This is a genomic window from Helicobacter monodelphidis (assembly GCF_003288845.1).
Taxonomy (GTDB): domain Bacteria; phylum Campylobacterota; class Campylobacteria; order Campylobacterales; family Helicobacteraceae; genus NHYN01.
In genome coordinates, this window is sequence record NZ_NHYN01000013.1 from 21,114 (window position 1) to 44,134 (window position 23,021).

Here is a 23,021-nt window from a genome sequence, read left to right on the forward strand (position 1 = left end):
AAACAGCTTTAACCAAATAATGAATTAACACTTTCATTGCGATAAATCCTCCTAATTACTTCAGCAAACAAGGGTGCAACACTAAGAATTTTGATTTTAGAGTGGGGGTTTTTGATGGGGATTGTGTTGGTTACAATGACACCATCGAGGGCATCCTCTTTGATTCTCTCCATTGCATGCCCACTAAAAACAGGGTGAGTGCCTAAAGCTAGAACTTGTATGGCTCCATTCTTCTTTAAGGCTTCTGCTGCCTTAAACATTGTTCCTGCAGTATCAATCATATCATCAACTAGAATAACACTCTTATCTTTGACATCTCCGATAATATTCATCACTTCGCTTACATTCGCTCTTTCACGACGTTTGTCGATGATGACTAAATCTAAATTAAGTAGTTTTGCAAAGTATCTTGCACGTGCAACGCCACCAATATCTGGGCTTGCAACGATAGGACGTACTAGATTCAAAGATTCAATATGTTCTTTAAAAACGATTGAACCATAAAGGTTATCAACAGGAATATCAAAAAAACCTTGAATTTGTCCAGCGTGTAAATCCATTGTTACAACACGCGTTACCCCAGCAGTTTGTAATAAATCTGCAACAAGTTTAGCACTGATAGGCACTCTTGGTGCGGCTTTGCGGTCTTGCCTTGCATATCCAAAATAAGGAATGACAGCATTAATGGATGTTACAGAACTTCTCTTTAATGCATCAATCATAATGAGTAATTCCATTAAATTGTTATTTGTGGGGGCACAGGTAGGTTGAATCACGAATACATCGCAACCTCTCACGCTTTCAGCAATCTGAACGCTAATCTCACCATCGCTAAAATGGCTCACCACCGCAGGTGAGAGTGAAAGCTCTAAGCATTGTGCAACCTCTTCAGCAAAACTCACATGCGCACTTCCAGTAAAAAGCTTATAATGACGCATACTCCCTCTCCTTTTTGAGTATCAAAATCGTATTATATAGTTTTCTCTTATTTTGTGCAAACTTTCTTAGAATTATGCAATTTCAGAATGCGAAATAAAGCCACCTCCGATAATACAATCATTATCGTAAAGCACTAAAGCTTGTCCGTTTGCTACTCCATATGCCTTTTCTTTTAGTCTTGCCTCTAGTTGCCCATTCGCATTTAAAAATACAGTAGCAGGTATTTTCGGACTTCTGTAGCGAATTTTCACACTGCATTCAATTTGTTTAAAGTCTTTTGGTAGGGATACGGGTTTTGCATGGACAAGATTTTTTGCTAAATCCTCTTTTGAGCCAACCGTAATCTGATTGTTTTGGGGGTGAATGCCGATGACATAATGTGGAGTATGTGCACCATCTACACGAAAACCCTTACGTTTTCCGATAGTGTATTGCATATAACCTTGATGCTGTCCAATTTTATTACCTTTTTTGTCGACAATATCGCCGATTGTGTCAACGGGGTAATGTTTTTTTAAAATATCGATATAGTTTGTCTCTACAAAGCAAATTTCTTGAGAATCTTTATAGGTTTCAAGGCTACCAAGCCATGGGAGCTTTTCAAGAGCGGTGGGTTTGATTTCTGCCTTAATGGAATGACCAAGTGGAAAAATCACACGATTGATGGCGTCTTGAGAAATTCCAAATAAAAAGTAACTTTGATCTTTATTTTTATCGTAAGCTTCTTTAATGCGTCCATTCTCAATACGTGCATAATGCCCAGTTGCAATGTTTGGATAGCCTAATTCTAAGGCTTTTTGTAAGGCAAAACCAAACTTCATCTGTGGATTGCAAATAGCACATGGATTAGGAGTTCTTCCCTCCTTGTAGCTTGTAATAAATTCTTCGTAGACAAATTTTGAGAAAAGTTCCTGAAATTCTAAAATAGTGTAATTAATATTGAGTTTTTCGCTTGCTTTCTGGATATTGCGTATATTTTGAGTGTGTAACTCTTCACGTCGATGCAACTTAAGATAAACCCCTAATACTTCATATCCTTGTTCTTTAAGCAAATAGGCACAATAAGAAGAATCTACTCCTCCACTCATGAGTAATGCAACTTTTTTCAATAGATACTCCTTTATTTTTAAAGTAATGGGCGATAGTAACAGACAAAATATAAAATATTGCTTAAAAAATAGAATATTTAAGATTAGAGATGGGGGTGTACCCCCATGTATTTTGATGTTTTATTGCATATTTGCAGGTTTTGGATAACAAAAACGGTAACCTCTACGACGAACGGTTTCTATTGTGGCAATATTCAATGGTTTATCCATTTTTTGACGAATCTGATTAATTGCGACTTCAATAACATTAGGCGTTACCAGTTCTGGCTCTTCCCAAATTGCATCAAGCAATTGTTCCTTTGAAACAATTTGGTCACGATGTCTAGCAAGATGGGTGAGAACTTCAAAAGGTTTACCTTTTAATTCAATTTCCGTGCCTTTATAGGTAATTTTCTCTTCATCAGGATTGATGATGAGGTTTTCAATTTCAATGAGATTTGTTCCTCCAAAGCGCAACCTTGCTTCAATTCTTGCAACTAAAACATCAAAGTCAAATGGTTTTTTAATGTAGTCATCAGCACCTGCACGTAATGTTTCAATTTCACTTTGCTTATCATCTTTTGCTGATAAAATGACGACTGCTGTGCGAGGAGATTTTGTTTTCACGGGAGCGATAACATCAATCCCGCTACCATCAGGAAGATTCCAATCCGCCAATACTAAATCATAATTACGAATGCTGATAAAGTATTCGCCATCTTTAAGATTCTCTGCAAGGTCAGTCTGGTAGTTAAACTCTGTAAGCCCATCCAATAATGTTTTTTTAAGAGTATTGTCATCTTCTATGATGAGAATTCGCATATGGTTTCCTTATGTTGAAATTAAAATATCAAATGCGATTGTAACATATTCTTAGCAAATTTTAAAGTTTTTTTCAAAAAAAATTAAAGATTTTCATTGAGTGTACAGATTTCTTAAAGGTGTTTAGCTCTCCACCCTTCTATGAAGGGCGAGGCTAAATAAAATGAGCTTTTTAGAAGAATTTTGATTCTTTGCTGTCTGATTCTATAGTTTAATGTTTATGTTTTAAGCTACTTTCAATCAGCAAGAATGCTGCACCAAGAATTCCTGCAAGGAGTGATGAGCAAAGAATTGTAATTTTTGCCAAATCTGTTGCTTGAGGGTTGGTGAATGCCAGTGCAGTGACGAACAACGACATTGTGAATCCGATTCCAGCAAGCATTCCAGCACCCAAAATATCAATCCAACCAATTCCTTCAGGACGTGCCGCAATGCCCAGTTTTTCAGACAAGAATGTAGCAAGGAGAATTCCAACAGGCTTTCCAACAATTAAGCCTAAAGCAATACCAAGCAAAATACCATCAACACCGAAATCAATATCACTTGTAATAGTTACCCCAGCATTTGCAAACGCAAACAAAGGCATAATAAAATAAGAACTCCAAGGAGAAAGGGCATGTTCAATGCGTACAAGCGGAGATTGCACAAATTTTGAATCTTTGATGATGTGTGCCACTTGATGAATTTGGTCATCACTGATAACATGGCTACCTTCATCACGTTTTTTGAAAATCTCCAAATAACTTCCCGCATTCTCAAGATATTCTGATGCCTTCACCTTTGCCACAGATGGGATTGTGAATGCAAGCACGACGGCTGAAATTGTTGCGTGGATACCGCAAGCATGAACGGCAAGCCATAAAGGAACGCCTAAAATTAAATAAGGAGCAATAGAACGAACACCCATTCTATTCATAATTAATAGAACCACAACAATTCCGGCTGCGATAGCAAGATAGAAGGCTTGAAAAGTTGTTGTGTAAAAAATTGCAATCACGATAATTGCACCCAAGTCATCAGCAACCGCTAAAGTTACCAAAAATACTTTTAATGCGGCAGGAACACGGCTGCCAAGCATTAACATCACACCCAATGCAAACGCAATATCTGTTGCCATCGGAATACCAAAACCATTTTGTGATGGAGTTCCGATATTAAAACCATAATAAATTAAACCCGGAACAATCATTCCGCCTAATGCCGCGATGACGGGAAAAGCAGCTTTTTTGAAGCTTGCTAAAGCACCATACATCATTTCTCGCTTAATCTCAAGCCCTACAACAAGAAAGAAAAATGCCATCAAAACATCATTAATCCAGTGTTCTACGCTTAACCCCACATGTCCTGTCCAATTCACGGTGTAATGGCTCATCGCATTAACTGCATCAGCGACTTTTTCCCCAACACTAAAGCCGATATAGACTTCTTTAGCGTGAAAATAATATTCCGCCAATGGTGAATTTGCAACAATCATTGCCAACACCGCACAAATAAATAGAAAAATACCACCAAAAGATTCGCTTTTAATGAATCGCGTTAGCATTCCCACGAACCCTTTGTCCCCAACCGAATGCACATGATCACTCATTTTTATTCCTTGCATTAAAGATTTTATTCCTTTACAGGAATTAACTTTCCTTTAGCGTCTAAAAGAAAGCCCTCTGTTGGCTTTTTATAAGCAGATGAAACAACCTCAATGTAGTCCTTTATCTGTTTATAGTAAGCATCTTGCTCTAATTTGCCACTTTTATAGTCAATGACAAAGGCTTTATTTTTCCCTAAAATGAGCAAATCTATTCGCCTTAAACAATTATCCTGCAAAAAAGAAACCTCGCATTTTATCTTACCTTTGCTGAGAATTTCTAAAAATTCAGCAGATTGCATAACGATTTCACATTTTTGATAACTTTCATTAATTTCATCCGCACTTAGTGTATGTCCAAACTGATTGTATAGGAACATAATGATATCTTCTTTTTGTGCTTGAAATTTTAGGTGATATTCTAACGCAAGATGAAAGGCTTTACCTATATCTTGCCGTTTTTTACGCATTTTTAAAATCTCTAGCCTTGTGTATTGTGAATCATCTACATGTTGAGTATCGCTGGAATAAGCCAAGTGATTATGACGCAAAAAATCATGTTGGCGTCCAAAATTTTTTTGGATTATAGGTGTATCATCTTTATTCTGTATATTTTCTATTTCAGGTTTTTGTGTTGAATCTTGTGCCTCTAATTCTCCCATTTTTAAGGGAGATAAATGTAGAATCTCTAAAAAATCTTGTGTTGCTTTTGGAAAAATATGTAAAGATTTTTTTGCACGTGTAAAAGCGACATATAGTAGATTCAAATCTTCCTCTAGAATGCGTTTTGCCTCGCGTTGTTTTGCTTGCTTGTAATTTTCGTCAAAATTTTCACGCATTTTGTTGCCAGAAAAAATATGTTTAAGTGTAATGCCTTGATAATCAAACAATAATCCTTTATTTTGCGTATTCTTTTTGGATAACCGGTCAATAACAAAAACTCTTGGGAATTCCAGCCCCTTTGAGGCGTGAATTGTGAGAATTCTTATTCCGCAAAGTTCCTCTTGAATTTGAATTTTATTTTGCCGTTGAATGAAGTCAAGCACTTCTTGAGGTTTTTGTGCAAAAATCGCATACTCCAAAACTTTTTTTGCTTGAATGCTGAATAATTGAAAATGTTCCATTATTTTTTTGATAAGTATTGCAACGGAGATTTTAGCATTCAAGAATTGTTGAATAAAATTGAAAAATGCTTCATCTTTTTCTTGTGCATTTACTAAGGCAAAAAAAGTTTTGGCATGGATAGGTAAAGAATCTTGTGCGTATAGCATCATTTCTTTTAGAGCCTTTACCTCGCGGTATTCGCCTAGATAGCTTATGCCTTCTTTGATTACTTTGATAGTTGGAATGTGTTGTTTTATCTCTGTTGCAATTTCTTCAATATCATTGTTTTTTAAGACAAGAATCGCAATTTCATCTGGAGTTATGCCCTGCTTGAGTAGCATTTTAATCTCAGTAATAATCAAGGAAAAAACTTCTTTATTGTCCGTAGAGTAGGGGAGAATATGGACAAAACCACCTTCTTTTTTGAATTGTTGTGGAATATAATCTTTACCAATTTCTTGATACGCTTTTGTAAAGGTATCATTGATAAATTCTACAATTTGTTGCTGAGAACGCCAATTATAAGGTAGGATGCTCTCTCGCATTTGTTGGATACTTAAACGTACCTCATCAAATAATTCTGGCATAGAACCACGAAAGCGATAAATGGATTGTTTTGTGTCTCCCACATAAAAAAAGCTTCTTTGGATATTTTTTGTTGATATGCCTGAAACAATTTCATGAATTAAGGGTTCTAAAATATAGTATTGAAGTAAGTTTGTGTCTTGAAATTCATCGATAAGAATATGTGTAATGCGAGAATCTAGGCGAAAATATAAAAAATCTGTCGATATCTTATTGTTGCAAAGCAATTCGTGCGTTTTGAGAATTGCATCATTAAAACGCAAAGAATTTGTCCTTTGTTGCCATAAGTTCAAGGTTTGTTGATATTCTTGTAAAAGTGTAAAAATATGTGAAAGTAAACGCGATTCTTTAGCGATAAAATATTGAGCAATATATTGCTTAAGTTCTATAAAGTCTGCTTGTAAATTTTGTAAAGCAGGGATTTTTTTAAATGAGCGGTAATCCTGTAAATTCTTTTTTGTAAGCCAAGTTGCACCCCTTTTTAGCAGGGTAGGGACAGAATAGAAGTCGACAGCATTGTCTGTATTTTTGGAGGAATAAGTATTTACTGCATCTTTAATTTTGTAGGCAATATTGAGAATTTCTTGGTCAGGTATCTCTTGAGGTTGAATTTGCATCAATTCTTGATTTTCTGCTATATGCAATAATAAATCATCGAAAAAAGGGAAAATACTTTTTATTGTTTTTTTATCTTCTTCTTGTGCAAGCATAAGTAATAAATCGCGAGAATGTGGAGTAATCTTTGCTAAAAATAATTCTGATAGAGTGTCTAATTCTGAATTTTCCTGTGCTTGAAAATGATAAGGAATATTCACATACCAGCAAAATTTATGTAGTATGGATTGTAAAAAAGCATCAATTGTCATAATCATGACATCACTAACTAAGAATTTTTCATAAACCTTTAAAGAATGTTCTTGTAAAAAATTTAGTGTCAAGCGAGGGTCCATATGTAATAATTCATCAATATAGCTTTGCTTGAGAGTTAGGTCTTCTTGTGTTGTAGGCGTGAAAGCAAGTAAGTGGAGTGCATGGGTGATTTTACGTTTCATTTCTGAGGTTGCTTTATTTGTGAATGTCAAGGTGAGGATTTCGCTAGCGTTTGCTCCTCTTAAGAGAAGTAAAATGTAACGCACGCTTAATGCAAAGGTTTTACCACTACCCGCACTTGCCTTGAGGGCCAAAAAGGGTTCAAATTGTGCCATAGAGATTCCTTTAAATGGTTAATCTGTTTCTATAAGAAAAATTGATTGACATTAACTCAAGTTTTATGTTAGTATTCCATATTTTAAAATTATACACAAATTATATTAAGCAAAAGGAGTGTTTATGTCAAAAAGTCTTTATGAGACTCTTGAAGTCTCCCAAGATGCGTCAGAAGAAGAAATCAAAAAGGCTTATCGTAAGCTTGCGAGAATCTATCACCCAGATGTTAATAAAGATAAAAAAGCTGAAGAGAAATTTAAAGAAATTAATGCTGCATACGAGATTTTAAGTGATGCAAAGAAGCGAAAGCAGTATGATCAATTTGGCGATAGTATGTTTGGTGGACAAAATTTTCATGATTTTGCACGTCATCAACAACACCAAAATGTGAATCTTGATGAGATTTTGAATTCTTTATTTAGTGGCGGTTTTGGTGGTGCTAACTTTGGTAGTTCTGGTTTTGGTGGATTTAGTGGCGGGAGCTTAGATGTTAAAGGAAAATTAAAAGTTTCTTTTGAGACATCCATTTTAGGTGGAAAGCAAAATATTGAGGTGGGAAGAGAGCAACGAACAATTAATATTCCAGCTGGTATTGAGAGTGGTGAAACAATTCGTTTAAAAGGTTTTGGAAAGACTTTTGGTGCACAAAAGGGTGATATGTTATTGCAGGTTGAAGTTGAAAAGAGTGATGAGTATAGCCGTGATGGCAATAATTTGATTAAAACTTTTGATGTTCCTTTGAAGACAGCACTTTTTGGTGGAAAGGTTGTTGTGCCAACATTACATAAGGAAATCACAATGAAAGTACCCAAGAACACAAAGAATCAGCAGAAATTTCGTGTTAAGGAATTAGGTGCAACAAGTCGTAAGAATTTACAGAAAGGTGATTTATTTTTAAAAGCAAACATTATTATGCCTGACTTAAATTTATTGAGTGCAGAATTGCAATCTCTTTTAGAGAAAGAGTTACCAGAACGATAAAGGAGGAGTTGATGTATAGCTATGATGAGCCTGTCTATTTAATTAGTGTTGTTGCAAGAATTTTGAATATTCACCCACAAACGCTCAGGCAATATGAAAGGGAAGGGTTGATTGAGCCGGGTAGGACGATGGGAAAGATGCGATTGTATTCCCAAAAAGATATTGACCAAATTAAAACTATTTTACGTTTAACGCGTGATTTGGGTGTAAATTTAGCTGGTGTGGATATTATTTTGCGCCTTAAAAATAAGTTGGACGAATTAGAGAATGAGATTGAAGAATTACGGATCGAAAATCAAAAACTAGCTACCCAACAACAAGCAAGAGAACCTACCAAAGCACCTACCATAAGTAGGAAGAGTTCCTATGAATTGATTATATTTAAAGAAAACTAGAGATTAAAAATGGGATTATCTAAACCAAAGAACATATACAAAAGCATTGCGAGCGTACCTAAGCCAATTAGCAATGGAGCAAGATTAGAGAAAGAGAACATTATTAACTCCTTTTTTAGGTAAAATTATAGCATAAAAGGAAATCAATGCGTTATCTTTCTACTTTTTTACGTCCACAAAATTTCGATGAGTTCGTTGGGCAGTGTCATTTATTTGCACAAAATGCACCCTTGAGGAGATTGATTGAATCAGGGAGTATTCCGCATTCTTTATTTTTTGGACCGCCAGGTAGTGGTAAAACAACAGCTGCACTATTAATTGCTAAAAAACTTGAATTACCTTATAAAACATTGAATGCGACGACACTTAAAGTCGAAGAAGTGCGATTATTCTTAAAAGAATTTACGCATCGCTTACAAAAACCTCTCCTCTTTATCGATGAAATCCATCGTTTATCAGTTAATCAAGAAGAGGTTTTGCTCCCTTTTATGGAGAGAAATGAGGTGATTTTGATTGGTGCCTCAACTCAGAATCCTTATCATAGCCTCACTCAAGCCTTTCGTTCTCGTTCAATGCTTTTTCATTTTGAACCCCTTAAACAAGAGGATTTAAAGATTCTTCTAAAACGTATTCAGCAAGACATTGTATTTAAGATTGATGATGATGCGTTGGAATATTTGTTGTATTCAAGTGGGGGCGATGCAAGGGGAATGTTGAATCTTCTTGATTGTGCGATAAGTGCTGTCCAAAAGGAGGAATCTATTAGTTTAGAATTATTGAAGAGTTTTCGTCAAAATGCTTTGGTGGGTGGAAGCGATGAAAACGACCGACACTATTCTATAGCAAGTGCATTCATTAAAAGCCTTCGTGGAAGCGATGAAAATGCTACAATTTATTATCTTGCCTTGTGGCTTAAAGAAGGGGAAGATGTTGCATTTATTGCAAGAAGAATGGTGATTTTTGCAAGTGAGGATATTGGTAACGCAAACCCTCATGCCTTGAATCTTGCAGTTTCGACTATGCAGGCCGTTTCCAAAATTGGTATGCCAGAAGCGAGAATCATTCTTGCACAATGTGCGATTTATCTTGCATGTTGCCCTAAATCAAATAGTGCTTACGAGGCGATTAATGCCGCTTTAAAATATCTTGAGACTCATCAGTCAAATTCCATTCCCTCTCACCTTATTCCGCCCTACCATAACTATCTTTATCCTCATCATTTTGGGGGGTGGGTGAAACAAGAATATATGACTGAAGACTTAAAGTTTGTTCACCTTAAAGGTATTGGTTATGAAAAAAACCTTTTAGAATGGTTAGAAAAAATTAAACAAGGCTAAAACAACACTTAAGTAAAAAATTCTGCGATATTTAAGTGTTGTTGGTTTGTGAAAAGATTGTAGGTTGTTTAAAAGCCCCAATCCATTCCGCTATCGCTTGTTATTTCCTCAATTTTCTTTGTCAATTTCTCTTTTTCAGAAGTATATTGCATATGTTGACTGACACTATTTTGCAAATGCGATATACGCGTTCGTGAAAGGAGTTGTGCGTATGCAATACTTAAGGCACCACTTTGATTTAAGTCTCCTGCAATGTCAGAAGGCAGTGCTTTGAGTTTTGCTTCATCGATGCGAAATAGCCCTTCTATTTTTTGAGGTTCATCTTCTTTTTCACTTTTTAAAACGATTTCCCATTCCGTAAAAACTCCAGCTTTTTCTAAGTCTCTGACAGCTTTATCAGTTAGGGATTGGGCTTCTTTGAGATTATTCCAAAAAGTAATAATGGATTTCAGACGTTCGGTAGGTTCATTATTGTCAGTAAAAAGTCGTTCCACACCTTCAGATTGGAGCGATTTAATCGCTGATTCTTCAATACATAATATCCATTCACTATCAGGATTATCTGGAGCAGGGTAGGTTGTGAAAGGATAACCTTGAATAAATTTGGGGGAGTAGGTACCCAACCAACGCCCATCAGGCGATACAAAGCAATTTTTTCCCGCGATAACAGAGAGTAAAACAACTAATTTCGGCTGTCCTTGATTATAAATCATACCCATTGGTAGAGAACCAATAATGTCGCTAAGCTCTGTATAGACGACCTCACAGACCATTTGGGATTGTGCAAAAAGGTAGTTTCTGTTGACTACAAAACCTTTGCCTTTGAAAAATTCTGGATTCACAGGAATAAGTTTAGAATACATACAAGCTCCTTTAGCTTAAAATTGTAATTATGCCATTTAAAAGCTTAATTTTTCAAAAATCTTAAGAATATCTTAATATTTTTTCTGATTCTTTGTTGTATAATGCGATCCTTTTAAATAATTTTTAATAAGAGAGGAAATGAGTGAATTATTTAGCCATTTTTGCTCTTGCAACTTCAAGTTTTGTAATTGGTGCAAGTGAATTTATTGTTGTGGGTTTATTGTCGGATATTGCAATCAGTCTAGGTGTGAGTGATTCGAGTGCGGGTATGATTGTTTTTGCTTACGCGATGAGCGTTGTTGTGGGAGGACCAATTCTAGCTGTACTTACATTTAAAATGTCGCGTAAGGCTACCTTACTATTTTTTTGTTTTTTGTTTGTTGTGGGTAATTTTTTATGTGCCATTGCCCCTACATACTGGACATTGATTGGTGCAAGAATTATCACAGGTTTGGCACATGGTGTTTTTTTTGGTATAGCTTCTGTTGTGGCAACTTCTTTAGCATCAAAAGAGAAGCAAGGTTTTGCTATTTCCCTTGTTTTTATGGGCTTAACCTTGGCGAATGTTTTGGGTGTTCCTTTAGGAGCATTGATTGGGCATTATTATGGCTGGAGAATGCCTTTTTATATTATCTTTTTCTGTGGTCTTATTTCTTTGTTAGCAATTTTTTTATTTTTACCTAATAACCTTAGAATGCCACGCGGAAAAGTGATGCGTGAATTTATGATTCTTAAACGATTCAATGTCCAAATGCCTTTGTTGTTGTCTATCATCACAAGTACGAGTTTATTTTTGCTTGTTACTTATGTTAAGCCAATTTTGTTGCAGGTTACACAGGCTGGAGCTGAATCAATTGTGCCGATTATGATGATTTTTGGAATCGGGTTGAGTATTGGTTCAATTCTTGGAGGAAGATTAGCTAATCAAAGGGTGATTCTTAATATAATGATTGTGATGGCATTAAGTGTTTTGATTCAGTTTGGAATGTTTTTTGTTCTTCATCATCTCTATGGTTTTGGTGTGTTTATTTTGCTTTGGGGAAGTTTCGCGTTTGCACTCTGTCCAATGTTGCAAATGCTGATTGTATTGCAGGCAAAGGCTGCACCAAATCTTGCTTCAACCTTTAACCAATCTGCATTCAACTTAGGCAATTCAATAGGAGCGGCTTTGGGGGCTATCTTAATCAGTGACAAAGTTGCTATGCCTCTTGAGTGGTTACCTCTAGCGAGCGGAAGTGTGATGATTTTAGGTATTATCGGTACTTTTAGTTTGTTTGTTTATGTGAGGCGACAATATCGTTAACCTAAAGAACGTTGCAAAAATATCTTTTTTTCAGGAAAGCTAAAAGCACATAAATAATTGCCAGCATAGCAGCCCGTATCAATCCCTACCATACAGGGAGAGATAAGGGGTTTTGATAGTGGAATATGTCCAAAAATATTAAAGTAGAAAGAATCTAACTTAGCTACTTTTTGCGGGGTCAAATCAGGCGGAATCCTCTCTTTAATAATTTTTTCATTAAACTCTTTGCTTCCCAAACGATATTTTCCAAATAGACTATGCCCATAGCCATGCGTAATAATTAATTTGCGCCCCTGCTCATCTTTTTTACCAAGAACGTAAGTAGGGGCGGCACGCATAAAGGCAATATCATCAAGCAGTTGTACCTCTTTTCCGCGATAAGAATGCACAAATTCTTTAGTTAACTTTCCGTCTTTAAAGCCCTCCAAAACCATTTTTTCATGGTTACCTAAAACGAGTTGATAGCCTTGTTCGCGAATTAATTTCATTACTTTTGCTGAATCTACCCCTTTATTGACGGCATCACCCACAAAATATACTTCATCACTCACTTTAGGGTTAATTTTTTTTAGGAGTGCAACAAGGCTTTTGTAGCAGCCATGTACATCACCAATTGCATATAGCATATATCAACTCTTTAGACTAGAAAGATAGGCTGCGTATAAATGCTTTAATTCTTCACATTCTTCTAAAAGGTGATGATGCCCCTCTTTTTCTAATTGAGATTCTATATTTTCAATTCTTTTTATTAAAAAATTAAAAAGTTGGCGGTTAATGTCTGGAATTTTACCTAAATCATAAGGATTCTTATCGCGCCCTTTTGTGATAACTTTTGCTGGAATGCCAACAGCGGTTGAGTCATCAGGAACAGAGCGAATCACAACCGAATTTGCACCGATTTTTGCATTTTTGCCAATCGTGATATTTCCCAATATTTTTGCTCCTGCTCCAATAACTGCACCTTCATAAATTGTGGGATGACGTTTTGTTTTCTCAAGACTAACACCCCCTAAACTAACTCCTTGATAAATTGTTACATCATCATGTACTTCAGCAGTTTCACCAATCACAACGCCAATTCCATGATCGATAAAAACACGTCGTTTGATGATAGCTGCTGGGTGAATGTCTATGTTTGTAATAAATTGTGTAAAACCCATAATTATACGTGCAAGGACTTTCCATCCACGTCGGTGTAAGGCGTGAGCAAAGCGGTAGTGGATAATGGCAAGCAAGCCCGGATAATTAAAAAAAAGCTCAATTTTGGAAGCAATGGCGGGATCCTTTTGTAAAACTACTGCAAAATCTTCTTTCAAAATAGCCCATAAACTCATTTTGATTACCTTTCTCCATTAAAAACAGTCCTTAAGTAACCATTTTCACTTAACATTACATAGAGTTGTCCTAACACTTCTTTGCGTGTTTCCTCATCAAGAATAGATTCTTCGATACGTTGTCTTAGGTTTCGCTCGATTTCTTTTGTATTATAATCAATATCGTCCAAAACATCTAAAATAGTTTGTGCCTCCTGCAGATTTTCAATTTGATGTCCATCATCATTGAACTCAATTGTAAATTCTGTTGGGTGCGTAAAAAGATTATGTCGCATTCCCAAAACTTCCTGGTAGGCACCTACTAAGAAAAATCCTAAAAAATATTCTTCTTTTTTTACATCAATATCATGTAAAAATAATGGTCTTTTTATGTTGAATGTAATTTCTCCATCACTATCGCAAGTAATGTCCCATAGGCTTGCTGAACGCGTTGGACGTGTATTGAGACGATCTAGTGGCATAACAGGAAAATTCTGCCCCAATCCCCAAAAATCAGGAATACTTTGGAAGAAAGAACAATTAAGCAAATAGCGTTCCTGTACCTCTTTTTGAATCCGAATGATATCGCTATGATTTTTATGTTTAAGAATCCGAATTACTTTTTTAATAATTAAATGCACAAGAATTTCTGTATTACTACGATCTTGTAAATCAATATAACCTAAATCAAAAAGAGTTAATAAGGATTCTAAGTGGTCAAGGCTATCATGTAGATACTCAATCGCATAACGTTCATTAATGCTTTTGTATAAATCAACGAGTTCTTCAATAAGTGGCGGATTTTTTTCTTTTAAGTTTAACGCATCTTCTGTATATTCTTGGGAGAAAAGCTCTAAAACAGGAGCAACTAATACAGCGTGACTTGCGGCGATAAAACGTCCTGATTCAATGTAAATATCAGGAGCGGGTTCTTTTTTGTCTTTTGCAATTTCTTTGAGTGCAAAAATTACATCTCCTGCAAATTCTTCTAATGTGTAGTTGCGGTCTTGTTTACCTTCATGTTGTGTATACTCAATCGCTAAGCCCCCTCCGATATTGACACCCTTTAAATGTTTTGCACCCATTTTGCGTAGTTCTACATAAATATTTCCAGCTTCTCTAATGGCTTTTTTGAGTGGTGAAATATCGCTGATTTGTGAGCCGATATGAAAATGAATCATAGTGAACTTTTTGAGTAAATTGCTTTTTTCCAGCATTTTTACAGCTTCTAGTAATTCCGTGCTTGTTAAGCCGAATTTTGCATTAATTCCTCCACTTTTTGCCCAGATACCGACTCCAGTGCTATGCAAACGAATTCTTAAGCCAATATTAGGGCATGGTTTGCCCATCACCTTAGATACTTCAATGATTGTTTCAAGTTCCCCTAAGCCCTCAATGGTAAGGGTGATGTCATGCCCCATACTTGCAGCAATAAAGCCAAGAGAAATCATTTCGCGATCCTTAAAACCATTCACTGTAATGGGTGCTCCTAAACGCGTGTAAGCCATTGCTAGAATCAGTTCTGCCTTAGAACCTGCTTCAAGCCCATAATCCAATTCTTGTGCATATCGTACCAGCGGAAGCACAAAGTTAGGAAATTGATTGACTTTGAGTGGAAAGACTGCCCGAAATGAGGCATCGTAGTGATATGTTTTGATAGCATGATTAAAATTTTTAAAAATTTGATTGATTTGTTTTTGGATTAGATGTGGAAAACGCAATAATAGAGGTCCGCGATAACCATCTTCACGAACTTTTTTAACAATATCAATCAAGGCGGGTTGATGTCTATGGTTAACTTTCACCTTTCCATCTTCAATGATAAAATCATCATTAGACCAAAATTGTATTCCATAGTTCATCATCATCTTTTCCTTTTTAAAGTAAAATAAAGTTGTGAAATTATAGCATTTATCTCTCAATATAAGTTTATGTAAGGACAAAAAGAATGATTGATATTGTGAATGAAACAGATTTGGATATTCCACAAGATTTTTTGCAAGAAATTTTAGAATTTTTGGGTGGCGGAGATGTTGAATTATTGTTTGTTTCAGATTCAAAAATGCGACAACTCAATTTAGAATATCGCAATATGGATTCTTCTACTGATGTCTTATCTTTTCCGCTTGAAAATTGTGGGATTCAAAATATGCCATTGGGTGCAATTGTGATTGCGGAGAATTTTGTTCAAAAGGCAGCCCAGCATTTTAATCATAGCTTGGATGATGAAATTGCACTTCTTTTTATTCATGGTTTATTGCACTTAAAAGGTTATGATCATGAGGTTGATTCAGGAGAGCAACGACAAAAAGAACAAGAAATTATTACATATTTTCATTTACCTGAAAGTTTAATTGTTCGTGCTTGTTGAATTTAACCTCTTTTAAAGAGAAAAAAGGTTAAATTCTCACCAGTTGTAGGGTTTGCTAAATAATGTAGAGAAAAGTTGGCACGGTAATTGCTTTGTGATTAGGTAAATTTCATTAAAAGGATTTAATATGCGAGGCTTAGCAAAAAGGGTACTTTGTGCGGCTACTCTGGTAGGATTATTTTTTACAAATAGCAATGCAGAGAAAGTGAAGGATATTGCGAATGTCGTGGGTGTGCGTGAGAATCAGCTGATTGGTTATGGTTTGGTTGTGGGGCTAAATGGGACAGGGGATAAGACAACTTCTCAATTCACGATGCAGTCTTTAGCTAATATGCTTGAGAGCGTGAATGTGAAAATTGATCCTAATGATATTAAATCAAAGAATGTCGCGGCGGTGATGGTAACAGCTAGGCTTCCTTCTTTTGCAAGACAGGGGGATCGCGTTGATGCCCTTGTTTCAAGTATTGGTGATGCAAAATCTTTAGAAGGTGGAACTTTGATTCTTACTCCGTTAAGTGGGGTTGATGGCAGAATTTATGCAACAACGCAAGGGGCAGTTTCAATTGGTGGAAAGAATGAGCGAGGTGGCGGAATTAACCATCCCTTAGCTGCAACGATTTATAATGGGGCGATTATTGAAAGGGAAGTGAGTTTTGATCTTTTTTCCAAAAAAGATGCAACACTTAGTTTAAAAACTTCAAATTTTCAGAATGCTTTGAAGGTGCAACAGAGCATTAATGCAGCATTTCCAACGGCAGCAACGCCTGTGGCAACAGCGATTGACCCAAGAACGATTAAATTAAATCGTCCGGCTGATGTTGGAATGGTGGAATTCTTGGCACGTGTTGAGGATGTGGAGCTTGAATTCACTCGAGAAGAAAAGATTGTGATTGATGAGCGGACAGGCACGATTGTAGCCGGTGTTGGTGTAGAAGTGGGTGATGTTGTTGTTACACATGGCGATATAACAGTTCAAATTTCAAAAGCACCTCTTGCTGATGATGGAGCGGTGGATTTGGGTGGAGGCTTAAAGCTTAATATGGCGAATAATGTGTTAAGTACGAATAATCAGAATCCGACCGTAGCAAATCTTACGCGTGCCCTACAAAGAATGGGGGCTGCACCTAAAGATGTTATTTCTATCCTGCAAACAATTAAACGTTCAGGTGCTATTAGTGCGGATTTAGAAGTTATTTAAATGATGTTATTCTTATAGAAGGAGTGAGTGATGTTTAGTGGTATGAATGGTTTAGGGAGCTTTGATCAGTCAATGGCAATGCTTGAAGCACAGAAACAAAAACAAGCAGAAAGTCTTAGGAAGCTAGAGACACAGACAGAAGATGAAAAATTAAGGGAGCAAACAGATGCGTTTGAAGCAATTTTGGTTAAAACGCTTTTAGACCAGGCGTTGAACCTCGATGATGGGTTGTTTCCTAAAGCACCTGGTCATGATATTTATCAGAGTATGTATAAAGAGCAATTGAGTGAGGAGTTAGCAGGCGGGTTTGGTTATAGCGATACCTTATTTAATTGGCTTAAAGAGCAGGAGAATATTCTTAAAAATGGAGGAATTTATAAGCCGGAACAAAATAATCAAAAATCTGAAAAGATGCAAGATGCAGGTTCTTTGGATGTGGAAAAAGGCTTTGAGTGATTAATCAAGAATTACTGAATTCATTAAGTGGCAATGATAAGCTAACTTTGATGCGTTCTTTAGAAGAACTTATCAATCAATCTTATCAAATTGAGAATGAATTTATTGAGCTTAAAGGTTTATTTGAAGGGGTGTTAGAGCTTTTACCTAATGCTTTGTGGGTTCTTGATGAGAATGGAGGTTTGATTTATCAGAATGATGAATCTCTCAAAATAAAGAATCTCTTACCCATTATTTGTAATATACAAGAAGATAGTGAAGTGGAGTTAGAAGGGAGTTTCTATCTGATTAAGGTGAATAAAAAAATGGGTAAGAGTATTATCTCTGCCACAGATATCACCGATGAAAAACGAAAGGAGCGACTCATTTCTATGGGGCAAATTTCAGCAAATCTTGCTCATGAGATTCGCAATCCTATCGGTTCTGTTACTCTACTCAGTTCCACACTTCTTAAGCGCGTTGATGTAAGTGTAAAGCCACTGGTTTTAGAGATTAAAAAAGCAATTTGGCGTGTTGAGAGAATTATTAAGGCAACATTACTGTTTTCGAAAGGAATACAACCCAACAAGAATCGTTTTCATCTAAAACAACTTCAAGATGAGTTGGGGTTAGCTATCGGTTATTATACCTACACAAAGATGATTGATTTTGTTTTTAACTTTAAGCCTGATTCTATCATTTACGGTGATATTGATTTGTTGGGTATTGTTTTTCAAAATTTTATTTTTAATGCCATTGATGCGATTGAAGAGGAAGAAGAATTAAGTAATGGTTTTGTAGAGCTTTTTTGTTATGAGCAGGAGAATGGGAATCGTGTTTTCGAAATATATGATAATGGTAAAGCTTTTGAAAATAAAAATATTATTTTTGAACCTTTTAAAAGTACAAAAGTTAAGGGTAATGGCTTAGGGCTTGCCCTCTCTTTAAGGATTATTGAGGCACACAATGGGAATGTTGAAATTATTGATGGACAACAAAAAGGATTCAGAATTATTCTTGCAAGTGAAGAATTATGCTCTTAAGTACAACAGAATATATACCACAAAAATATCGTATTTTGGGGCTTGTTGAGGGGTATGTTATTCAGGATAGGGGTACTTTTGTTGAGATTCTTTCTGAAGTAAAGAGTTTTTTGGGTGGTAGTGAGGCAACAAAAATATTCCATTCTTTAAAGGAAAAAGCAAAAGAAGAAATGCTTAAGAACGCGACCCTGTTGGGTGCTAATGGAGTTATTGCAATCCGTTTTCAAGAGAGCATTATTGAGGGCAAATTACAGATTTTTGTTTATGGAACAGCGATTCGTATGGATTCTTTTGAAGAAAATAAATCGCGTCTTAAGCAACAAATTCGGCTTGATACATTTAAACGTTATTTGTTGACTCAAAAACCTAATGTAAGTGATGATGAATTGCAAGTTCTTGCCTCTCGTGTTGCTCAACATATTTGTTCTCAATATATTCAGGCTAACTACTCTGTTAAGCTTATCGCAAAGAGCGATACCGAGATTCAAATTTATAAAAAACTGGATAGTGATGAATTCTTATTGGTTCAAAGTTTTTATGGAGAAAAACAACCAAACCAAGAAGAGATTTTACGATTTATTCAATCTTTGAATGACGAAGACATAAGGGAGGGAGTGAGGACATTTTTCTTGCGACATTTAGAGGTTTTTGTGTGGATTATGCAGACACATTTTCAAGAAATCTCGATTCAGCTTCAAAGAATTCAGCTACAAACGCATTCACACCACGAAATTTTTCGAACTTCTTTTTACATTAATCCTACAGTAGAATCAAACGAAAAATCATCGGATTCTACCCTTTTTGCTTTTTACCAGAATGCACTATATTCTTGTCTCTAGTTGCCAAATGGGATAGTGATTTGTCCACAAATTTCAAATGGTGAGCGACTATCAATTTCGGCATGGGAAAGTACAACAACCTTAACACTGAATTGCTCTAATTTTTCTGAAAGATAGCGACGTAATTGTTGTGAGACAAGAATAACAGGAGAAGCCACCGCAAACTGGCGGACGCGTTCAACTTCTGCCCTCACGCTTTCGATTAAAGCATTTGTTTCACTCACATTCAAAACGATGGGACGCATTCTGCCACTACCGTCATTTTGTTTGTTAAGTAAATATTGTTCACTTTCAGGTGATAAAGTAATTAGTTGTAGTTTACCATTATCATCTTTGAATGTGTCACTAATAACACGACTTAGGGCTTGACGTACACGATCAATGATATAATTTATGTCTCCATTTGCCACTGCTGCTGCATCCGTGATCGTTTCTAGTATTGTTAGCATATCGCGAATTGGGATTTGCTCATGCAACAAAGCTTTAAGAATTTGCTGAATTGTCCCAAGTGTTGCTACTTTTTTGGCATCTTCCACGACAACAGGGAAGCTTTGTGCAAGATTATCCATTAACTTCAAGACATCTTGACGCGTGATTAAATCCTCCGCATTTTGCTTGACCACTTCAACGATATGCGTTGAAATGACAGTGACGGCGTCAATAACCGTGTATGAGTTTAATAATGCTTCATCTTTTAAGGAAGGTTCAATCCATAAGGCGTCAAGCCCAAATGCTGGTTCTTTTGTGGGGATTCCTTCAATTTTATTGTGTGCAATTCCACTTTCAAAGGCTAAGAATTTATCCGGAAATACTTGTGCAGTGGAGACAACAACACCTTTTAGTCTGATTTGATATTGATCAGCGTCAAGATCCACGCTATCTCTGACGCGTACAACAGGCATTAAGAAGCCATATTCAGAAGCGAGATTTTTTCTTTGCATTTTAATTCTTTCAAGCAAACTTCCGCCATACTTAGGGTTCGCAAGGCGAATAAGATTGAAGCCCAAATATACTTCCAAAAGTTCCACTTTAAGTGCTTCAGAGAGAATTTCTTCCTCTGTTTTTTGGGGGATATTTTGTTTTGTAGCACCATCTGTTGCTAATCCACCCGATGCAGCAACCCCTCCTGCAACACCTGCTGAGGCAGAAGTTGTGGGTTGTCGTCTTCTCCTGCTTTGTGTGGGGGTTGCATTTGGGTCTCCAGCTTTTTTATTAATCCATCTTTCAAACATTGCAAATAAACCACCTTCATCTTGTCGGTTAATTAAGTAAGCCATTAATAAAAAGATGGCTCCCACAAATCCTAATGACAACGTGGGTAAGCCAGGTACCATTGCAAAAAGCATCAAAATTGATCCAACGATAATGAGTATTCTAGATTCACCCATCAATTGATTGATGATACTCTCTGCAAAATTGCTAGTTTCATCAGTCTTGCTTGAGCGAGTAACAATGATACCTGTTGCAGTGGAAACAATTAACGCAGGAAGTTGAGAAACCAAACCATCACCAATTGTTAGAATCGTGAAAGTCGCTGCAGCATCTCCTGCACTCATATCTCGTTGGAACATTCCAATTAAGAATCCACCGATAATATTAATGAAGGTGATGATAATCCCAGCAACAGCATCCCCCTTTACAAATTTACTTGCACCATCCATTGAGCCATAAAAATCCGCCTCTTGTGCTAATGCTTCACGACGTCGTTTCGCTTCATCCTCATCGATTGCCCCCGTATTCATATCCGCATCAATAGCCATCTGTTTTCCGGGCATTGCATCAAGTGTAAAACGTGCTGCAACTTCAGCAACTCTTGTAGAACCATTTGTGATAACCATAAAATTGATAATGACAAGAATTAAGAACACAATCACACCAATGACATAATTGCCACCTACAACAAATTGCCCGAATGAAGCAACAATCTCACTCACTGCTTCAGGTCCATTATGTCCCTCGCTAAGAATCATACGTGTTGTTGCAACATTCAAGGCTAGACGAAACAATGTAACAATCAAAAGCAGGGTTGGAAAAGCGGCAAAATCTGTCGGCTTTTCCGTGTATAAGGAGATAAGGATAATTAAAACAGAGATGGCAATTGAAATAACAAGAAAAAAATCAAGTAACGCACTGGGTAGTGGAACAATAATGATTGCAATAATACAGATAATAAAAATAACAACAGTTAAGTCTTTTGATTCACTTAAGCCCTTTAAAAAGGGGAGTGTACGTTGTAAAAGACTCTTGTTTTTTTCTGCAACTCTCTTTTTTGCCAAAATTATAACCCCTATTTTTGTTTTAAAAGTGTAATCATACAAAAATTCAAGTAAATTTTTGCTTTTTTGGATTAAAATTCTATGTTCTCTTTTGTAATTTTGCAAAAAGAAAAAATACCAATCTTAGGAGGTCGCTTATGGCTTTGGATTTGGCGAAAAAGAAAGAAATTATCGCTAAGTTTGCACGTGGAGAGCAAGATACGGGTTCTCCAGAAGTTCAGGTTGCACTTTTGAGTGAGAGAATTCGTTATCTCACAGAACACTTGAAAGTGAATAAGAAAGATCATTCAAGTCGTTTAGGGCTTTTAAAGTTGGTGGCTCATAGACGCCATTTACTTAAGTATCTTAAAAGGAAGAATTACACATCTTACGCTTCCTTAATCGCTACTCTAGGAATTAAAGATAGGTAATTTTAATGATCCGCGGGAGGGTTAGCCTCCCGCATTTGCGTGAGATAACTTTTTATGGGTTAAGAGAAAAAATAGCCTTAACTCCCGTGATAATCAATTTTACACCCATCGCCATAATAAAGACAAGTGCGATGCGCGAAAAGACATGCAAGACGAGTTTGCCTAAAACTTTTTCGATTGTTGCAGCAAAATGAAATAAAATAAGCATAAATACGAATGCAACACAAACTGCACCGCTAGTAATATATAGCCCGTTTTCTTCAGCGATAACAACCACCGTTGAGAGTGTTCCTGGACCAACAAGCATAGGAAAAGCCATTGGCACAAGGCTACGACTTAAAAGTTCTTCTTCCGATAGTCCCTGATAATGTGAAAAATCCTTTGTTGCTGCAGGTAGTAAAAGTTTTTTTACGCTCACAAGAATTAAAAGCAATCCTCCTGCAATACGCAAATCATTGATACTGACACGGAATAAATATGTCATTATGAAAGGACCAAGAAATAAAAAAACAATCACAATCACAAAGGAGGTATAAAGGATGTTTCTGAATAGTTTTTTTCTCACTAACGCACTTAAGCCTTCTGTCATCGAAATGAATTGTGGCAAATTTCCAAAAGGATTCAAGACGGCTAAAATAGCGACAACAGCCAATAAGAGAATATGTAATTGTGATTCTACGCCAAACATTATTGCCCTTTATTTGTGGTACTTTAAGTAATAACAATCCTTAAACTACATCAAAACCAGCATCAAGAATTGCTTCCTTAATTTTCTCTGGAGTTGTTGGAGCATTAAATTCAACCTGCACATTTTTTTCAGCTAAATTAACATTAATTTGACTAACTCCTTGTAATTCACCAACAAACTTCTCAATTTTATTAACACAATGTTGGCAATTCATACCTTCAACCTGTAATGTTTCTACCATT

General features: G+C 36.3%; 22 protein-coding genes. 10 read left to right on the plus strand and 12 right to left on the minus strand.

Features of this window, described 5'->3' with window-relative positions:
• Positions 1–8: 8 nt before the first annotated feature.
• The 5 genes from CCZ01_RS06465 to CCZ01_RS06485 all read right to left on the minus strand — a co-directional run bounded on the left by CCZ01_RS06465 (position 9) and on the right by CCZ01_RS06485 (position 7,325).
• A complete protein-coding gene (locus tag CCZ01_RS06465) occupies positions 9–938 on the minus strand; it encodes a ribose-phosphate pyrophosphokinase (RefSeq protein ID WP_112052407.1) in 930 nt (309 codons plus the stop codon).
• Positions 939–1,010: 72 nt separating this feature from the next.
• Positions 1,011–2,063 carry a tRNA 2-thiouridine(34) synthase MnmA gene (mnmA, locus tag CCZ01_RS06470; RefSeq protein WP_112052408.1) on the minus strand — a complete coding sequence of 351 codons (1,053 nt, stop codon included), beginning with the start codon at positions 2,061–2,063 and terminating at the stop codon, positions 1,011–1,013.
• 105 nt (positions 2,064–2,168) lie between these two features.
• A complete protein-coding gene (hsrA, locus tag CCZ01_RS06475; RefSeq protein WP_112052409.1) occupies positions 2,169–2,849 on the minus strand; it encodes a homeostatic response regulator transcription factor HsrA in 681 nt (226 codons plus the stop codon).
• 211 nt (positions 2,850–3,060) lie between these two features.
• Positions 3,061–4,437: a Na+/H+ antiporter NhaA gene (gene nhaA / locus CCZ01_RS06480; RefSeq protein ID WP_112052410.1), complete on the minus strand. Its 1,377-nt coding sequence runs from the start codon at positions 4,435–4,437 to the stop codon at positions 3,061–3,063.
• Positions 4,438–4,460: 23 nt separating this feature from the next.
• Positions 4,461–7,325, minus strand: a complete 2,865-nt coding sequence (locus CCZ01_RS06485; RefSeq protein ID WP_112052411.1) for a RecB-like helicase — start codon at positions 7,323–7,325, stop codon at positions 4,461–4,463.
• Positions 7,326–7,449: 124 nt separating this feature from the next.
• Here CCZ01_RS06485 and CCZ01_RS06490 point away from each other — a divergent pair, with 124 nt between their 5' ends.
• From CCZ01_RS06490 to CCZ01_RS06500, 3 genes are all read left to right on the plus strand, one after another.
• Entirely contained in the window at positions 7,450–8,307 is an 858-nt protein-coding gene (locus CCZ01_RS06490; RefSeq protein ID WP_112052412.1) for a DnaJ C-terminal domain-containing protein, read from the plus strand.
• 11 nt (positions 8,308–8,318) lie between these two features.
• The gene (locus CCZ01_RS06495; RefSeq protein ID WP_112052413.1) at positions 8,319–8,702 is read left to right on the plus strand and encodes a heat shock protein transcriptional repressor HspR; all 384 of its coding nucleotides are present in this window, start codon (positions 8,319–8,321) and stop codon (positions 8,700–8,702) included.
• A 146-nt stretch (positions 8,703–8,848) separates the two neighbouring features.
• Positions 8,849–10,039, plus strand: coding sequence for a replication-associated recombination protein A (locus CCZ01_RS06500; RefSeq protein WP_112052414.1), 1,191 nt, complete (start codon positions 8,849–8,851; stop codon positions 10,037–10,039).
• A 68-nt stretch (positions 10,040–10,107) separates the two neighbouring features.
• Here CCZ01_RS06500 and CCZ01_RS06505 read toward each other — a convergent pair whose 3' ends face one another.
• Positions 10,108–10,902 carry a SapC family protein gene (locus CCZ01_RS06505; protein WP_112052415.1) on the minus strand — a complete coding sequence of 265 codons (795 nt, stop codon included), beginning with the start codon at positions 10,900–10,902 and terminating at the stop codon, positions 10,108–10,110.
• Positions 10,903–11,045: 143 nt separating this feature from the next.
• Here CCZ01_RS06505 and CCZ01_RS06510 point away from each other — a divergent pair, with 143 nt between their 5' ends.
• On the plus strand, positions 11,046–12,206 hold the full coding sequence (locus tag CCZ01_RS06510; protein ID WP_112052416.1) for an MFS transporter: 1,161 nt from the start codon (positions 11,046–11,048) through the stop codon (positions 12,204–12,206).
• Here the strand turns inward: CCZ01_RS06510 and CCZ01_RS06515 are convergent.
• From CCZ01_RS06515 to speA, 3 genes are read right to left on the minus strand one after another with little or no spacing between them, the layout of a single operon-like run.
• Entirely contained in the window at positions 12,203–12,832 is a 630-nt protein-coding gene (locus tag CCZ01_RS06515) for a metallophosphoesterase (protein ID WP_112052417.1), read from the minus strand. The two genes, CCZ01_RS06510 and CCZ01_RS06515, sit on opposite strands and share 4 nt — an antisense overlap.
• Positions 12,833–12,835: 3 nt before the next feature.
• Positions 12,836–13,540: a serine O-acetyltransferase gene (cysE, locus tag CCZ01_RS06520; RefSeq protein ID WP_112052418.1), complete on the minus strand. Its 705-nt coding sequence runs from the start codon at positions 13,538–13,540 to the stop codon at positions 12,836–12,838.
• Between the two features lie 5 nt (positions 13,541–13,545).
• The gene (gene speA / locus CCZ01_RS06525; RefSeq protein ID WP_258436917.1) at positions 13,546–15,387 is read right to left on the minus strand and encodes an arginine decarboxylase; all 1,842 of its coding nucleotides are present in this window, start codon (positions 15,385–15,387) and stop codon (positions 13,546–13,548) included.
• 80 nt (positions 15,388–15,467) lie between these two features.
• On the opposite strand from speA, the gene ybeY reads away from it, so the two are divergent.
• From ybeY to CCZ01_RS06550, 5 genes are all read left to right on the plus strand, one after another.
• Positions 15,468–15,890 carry an rRNA maturation RNase YbeY gene (ybeY, locus tag CCZ01_RS06530; protein ID WP_112052420.1) on the plus strand — a complete coding sequence of 141 codons (423 nt, stop codon included), beginning with the start codon at positions 15,468–15,470 and terminating at the stop codon, positions 15,888–15,890.
• A 127-nt stretch (positions 15,891–16,017) separates the two neighbouring features.
• Positions 16,018–17,088: a flagellar basal body P-ring protein FlgI gene (locus CCZ01_RS06535; protein ID WP_112052421.1), complete on the plus strand. Its 1,071-nt coding sequence runs from the start codon at positions 16,018–16,020 to the stop codon at positions 17,086–17,088.
• Positions 17,089–17,118: 30 nt separating this feature from the next.
• Positions 17,119–17,544: a rod-binding protein gene (locus tag CCZ01_RS06540; RefSeq protein ID WP_458692860.1), complete on the plus strand. Its 426-nt coding sequence runs from the start codon at positions 17,119–17,121 to the stop codon at positions 17,542–17,544.
• Positions 17,541–18,566 carry a sensor histidine kinase gene (locus CCZ01_RS06545; RefSeq protein WP_181566349.1) on the plus strand — a complete coding sequence of 342 codons (1,026 nt, stop codon included), beginning with the start codon at positions 17,541–17,543 and terminating at the stop codon, positions 18,564–18,566. The genes CCZ01_RS06540 and CCZ01_RS06545 overlap by 4 nt, the downstream gene beginning before the upstream one ends.
• Positions 18,557–19,405: a heavy metal-binding domain-containing protein gene (locus tag CCZ01_RS06550; protein ID WP_112052422.1), complete on the plus strand. Its 849-nt coding sequence runs from the start codon at positions 18,557–18,559 to the stop codon at positions 19,403–19,405. Before CCZ01_RS06545 ends, CCZ01_RS06550 begins: the two co-directional genes overlap by 10 nt.
• On the opposite strand, the gene flhA is transcribed toward CCZ01_RS06550, so the two are convergent.
• Positions 19,402–21,681, minus strand: coding sequence for a flagellar biosynthesis protein FlhA (gene flhA, locus CCZ01_RS06555; RefSeq protein ID WP_112052441.1), 2,280 nt, complete (start codon positions 21,679–21,681; stop codon positions 19,402–19,404). The genes CCZ01_RS06550 and flhA overlap by 4 nt on opposite strands.
• A gap of 137 nt (positions 21,682–21,818) precedes the next feature.
• Here flhA and rpsO point away from each other — a divergent pair, with 137 nt between their 5' ends.
• A complete protein-coding gene (rpsO, locus tag CCZ01_RS06560; protein WP_112052423.1) occupies positions 21,819–22,091 on the plus strand; it encodes a 30S ribosomal protein S15 in 273 nt (90 codons plus the stop codon).
• Between the two features lie 52 nt (positions 22,092–22,143).
• Here rpsO and CCZ01_RS06565 read toward each other — a convergent pair whose 3' ends face one another.
• Both CCZ01_RS06565 and copP read right to left on the minus strand, forming a co-directional pair.
• Positions 22,144–22,779 (minus strand): MarC family protein, encoded by a 636-nt coding sequence (locus tag CCZ01_RS06565; RefSeq protein WP_112052424.1) that lies wholly within the window; start codon positions 22,777–22,779, stop codon positions 22,144–22,146.
• 40 nt (positions 22,780–22,819) lie between these two features.
• Positions 22,820–23,020: a copper-binding metallochaperone CopP gene (gene copP / locus CCZ01_RS06570; RefSeq protein WP_112052425.1), complete on the minus strand. Its 201-nt coding sequence runs from the start codon at positions 23,018–23,020 to the stop codon at positions 22,820–22,822.
• Position 23,021 lies beyond the last annotated feature (1 nt).